The organism is Roseibium sp. (assembly GCF_025698965.1).
GTDB lineage: Bacteria > Pseudomonadota > Alphaproteobacteria > Rhizobiales > Stappiaceae > Roseibium.
The window spans coordinates 1-3,613 of sequence record NZ_JAILWL010000585.1 but is presented as its reverse complement, the minus strand read 5'-3'; the positions used below and the strand labels follow the sequence as shown (position 1 = coordinate 3,613).

The following is a 3,613-nucleotide window of genomic DNA, read 5'->3' as shown; positions in this document are numbered from 1 at the left end:
CCCATGTCGAGCGAGAAGATCGTGGCATCGACCAGAACATCCGGCACGTCGCTATTGACGATCCGGTGTGCAAGACCTTCCGCGATCGCCGTCTTGCCCACACCAGGATCGCCGACAAACAACGGATTATTCTTGGACCTGCGACACAAGATCTGGATTGTTCGCTGGATTTCGCTGTCCCGTCCGATCAACGGATCAATCTTTCCGTTGGTCGCCTTTTCATTGAGATTGACGCAGTAGGCTTCCAGCGCATCGGTTTTCTGGTTGGGTTTCTTTTCCCCTTCCGCCCCTGGCAGCACATCCTCTTCATCCGCCCCTTCAACCGGGCGCGCTTCGGACATGCCAGGACGCTTTGCAATGCCATGCGAAATATAGTTGACCGCGTCATAGCGGGTCATGTCCTGGTCCTGCAGGAAGTAGGCGGCATGACTTTCGCGCTCGGCGAAAATAGCCACAAGCACATTGGCACCTGTCACTTCTTCGCGGCCGGACGACTGGACATGAATGACGGCTCGCTGGATTACGCGCTGGAAACCGGCGGTCGGCTTGGAATCCTCGTCATTGTCAGTCACCAGATTGTCCAGCTCGGTCTCGATGTATTCCACGAGGTTGCGCCGGATCGTATCCAGGTCGACATTGCAGGCCCGCATGACTGCAGCCGCATCCTGATCATCCAGCAACGCCAGAAGAAGGTGCTCGAGCGTGGCATATTCCTGCTGGCGTTCGTTTGCGAAGGCCAGAGCCTGATGGAGGGCTTTTTCTAGACTGCGTGAGAAAGAAGGCACGTCTGTTTGTCCTCACTTTTTTTCCATGACGCATTGCAATGGATGCTGATGCTTGCGCGCAAAGTCCATCACCTGGGTAACCTTGGTCTCGGCAACTTCGTAGGAATAGATCCCACATTCTCCGACACCATGATGGTGAACATGCAGCATGATGCGGGTCGCCTCTTCCCGATTCTTCTGAAAGAAGCTCTCCACGACGTGAATGACGAACTCCATGGGAGTGTAGTCATCATTTAACAGCAGCACACGATAGAGATTTGGCCGCTTGGTAATTGTTTTCGTTCGGGTGACAACAACCGTCCCGGCGTCACCACCGTCGTTGTCAAAATCAGAGCCCGCCGACATTGCCGTTACTATCGCCTTTTTCACTCTGGCCATCACCAGTTCCCGTGCGCGGTTCAGCCAGTATAACCGACATTTCCGCGCCTATCTCGGCAAAGCCGTGCTTCACCGATCAATGTTTTATCTGGTAATCCTGCCGCGCCAGCGGCATTCGCGCAATGGCCGATTTCATCAACATTTGGGTGATCGTCGCATTTGTCGCGCAAACGCCCTCGTTAAACCTGAATGTAGGTTTCTGAAATGCGATTAAAAGATGGGGAAGCAAGGCAATTTCGAACTGGTGGCAAATGAGCTGCCTGACACGGAAAAGACAGGCAAACCTGTGTATATATAAAAAAACCCGGCTCGATCGAGCCGGGTTTTATCCGAATGCTGCTCCGATCTGGGAGCAACGGCTTTATTTTGCGACTTTACCCAGAACGTCTTCGTAAGGCTTATAGGCGTCTTTGGAGATGTCGGTAACCATTTCACCGATTTTCGTCATCTCGCCAACGAACCCTTCATAAGCGGTTTTGACGTAATCCGCCTGAGCTTCAAAAGCTTTGTCCAGAGACTTGGACGCAACCAGTTTCTCAACTGCGGCTGTTCCCTCTTCGAAGGACTTCTTCTGGTAATCGGCAACCTCGGCAGCAATCGCCTGGAAGCCTTTGCTCATGGAGCCAAAAGATTCCATGGCCATATCCATGTTGTCTTTGCTCAACTTCTGGAGCTCTTCAAAGTTGTTCATCATTTCACTGACCTCATCCGGCGTACCGGCTCCCAGCGACCAGACACTGGCTCGTTTGGCTACCCGACACGCAATCTCATTACCTACAGGAACTTTAATAGTGCGCCGCACAATTTATGTCAAGGTGATTTTGCATTGCAAAAACAACTATTACGAGAATTTAATGCATCACCTATTCTATTGAGTGCGCATGTTTCAGAGTTCGAAAGCAGACCTTGCCCGCTGCCGCAACTAGCGGCCTGAACAGCAATTCCTCAGGCAACACCAAGTGATCCGAAAGCTCTTCAGGACAACAAATCAAAAATGACACAGCACTCAGAGAAGAATAAACCAACGCTTAACCATTTTATTGCGTATTAATAATCGAAATATAACTCTATTCTTGATTTTACTTACAAAATTCACAACACGAACAATTAACCAATGATTAACTGTAATAAAAATCAATTTTTTTAAGTGTTTTTTATGCCAACTATTTACACAATCGTAACCGTGTTTCCATCAAATGCCCTTCAGATCGTTGGAGCGAGGGGCTGAATCGCAATGGGGGAATGATTAAGCTCCCACCGCTCCGGAAACGAACCGTGTGACCCGAAATGGGATAGTTACTGTGTTTGGTATGCGTTTTCTCCGCAATGCACGAGCTGTAGCCAGAATTGGCAAGGTGCTGGCTCTAGGTGTTCTTCTTCTCGGCGCTCCCGCCGCTGCATTGGCAAACTCCAAATATGCCGGCATCGTTGTGGACGCCAAAACCGGGAAGACACTCTACGCTTCTTCAGCTGACGCCTACCGATATCCAGCTTCGCTGACAAAAATCATGACCCTTTATCTGGTTTTTGAAGAGCTGGAAGCTGGGCGCTTGTCCCTGAGCTCCCGGCTAAAGGTGTCGAAATATGCTGCGGGTCGGCCACCGTCGAAATTGGGCCTGAAGGCGGGAAAGACCATCAAGGTCAAGGACGCCATCCTTGCACTTGTCACCAAGTCTGCAAATGACGTTGCCACTGTCATCGCTGAAAATATCGGCGGTTCGGAAAAGAAGTTCGCCGAGCGCATGACGCAAAAGGCGCGTCAGCTCGGAATGAAAAAGACGACTTTCCGCAATCCTCACGGCCTGCCCAATTCCGGTCAGCGCACGACCGCGCGGGACATGGCGACCCTCGGCCGGGCGATCCAGGAACACTTCCCTCAATATTACGGCTATTTTAAAACCCGGTCCTATAAGTACGGTGGGCGCACATATGGCAACCACAACAAGCTTCTGGGCCGTGTAAAAGGCGTCGACGGCATCAAAACCGGTTACATCCGTGCATCGGGTTTCAATCTCGTGACGTCCGTCAATACCAATGGCCGACAGATCGTGGCTGTTGTGATGGGCGGCAGGTCCGGAGCTTCCCGGAACGCTCAGATGACCAAGCTTATCAACCGTTATCTGCCGAAGGCCCGACGTGGCAAGAAGACCGTTCCGATGATTGCAAAGCGTTCTTCCAAGTCGACCTATGTCGCCGTGGCGATGAAAAACCCTCCTTTACCGGCATCCAAGCCAGTTAAAGAAGTTACACCGGCAGCCGAAGGAGCTCCCATGGTTCTGGCGCTGGCAGCGCCTGCGCAAGCAAGTGTCTCTCCGGTTCCCTCGGCGCCTGCCCCTGTTGCCGCTGAAGCAACAGCGCAGACAGCACCGGAAACCATTCCCGGTTTCGGCGACGCGATCCCGGTTCCGCCAAAGCTTGTTAAGCAGCGGTTCGACAGCACGTTCGCTGTG

Annotated in this window: 4 protein-coding genes; 1 reads left to right on the top strand and 3 read right to left on the bottom strand. The window is 52.1% G+C overall.

Translation table 11 applies throughout. The features are described 5' to 3' along the window. From K5905_RS29955 to K5905_RS29945, 3 genes are all read right to left on the bottom strand, one after another. Window positions 1-785, bottom strand: a 785-nt coding sequence (locus tag K5905_RS29955) for a Clp protease N-terminal domain-containing protein (protein WP_297591321.1), incomplete at its 3' end; no start/stop codon positions are given. A gap of 12 nt (window positions 786-797) precedes the next feature. Beyond that, window positions 798-1,130 (bottom strand): ATP-dependent Clp protease adapter ClpS, encoded by a 333-nt coding sequence (clpS, locus tag K5905_RS29950; protein ID WP_297591324.1) that lies wholly within the window; start codon window positions 1,128-1,130, stop codon window positions 798-800. Between the two features lie 394 nt (window positions 1,131-1,524). Continuing rightward, window positions 1,525-1,857 (bottom strand): phasin family protein, encoded by a 333-nt coding sequence (locus K5905_RS29945; protein ID WP_297591323.1) that lies wholly within the window; start codon window positions 1,855-1,857, stop codon window positions 1,525-1,527. Between the two features lie 616 nt (window positions 1,858-2,473). Between K5905_RS29945 and K5905_RS29940 the strand changes: the two genes are divergently transcribed. After that, a partial coding sequence (locus K5905_RS29940; RefSeq protein WP_297591319.1) for a D-alanyl-D-alanine carboxypeptidase family protein occupies window positions 2,474-3,613 on the top strand: 1,140 nt, incomplete at its 3' end.

What these genes read in the sequence shown, in the direction of transcription:
- K5905_RS29945 (WP_297591323.1), bottom strand. Translation starts at nt 1,857, where the DNA reads ATGATGAACAACTTTGAAGAGCTCCAGAAGTTGAGCAAAGACAACATG.
- clpS (WP_297591324.1), bottom strand. Translation starts at nt 1,130, where the DNA reads ATGTCGGCGGGCTCTGATTTTGACAACGACGGTGGTGACGCCGGGACG.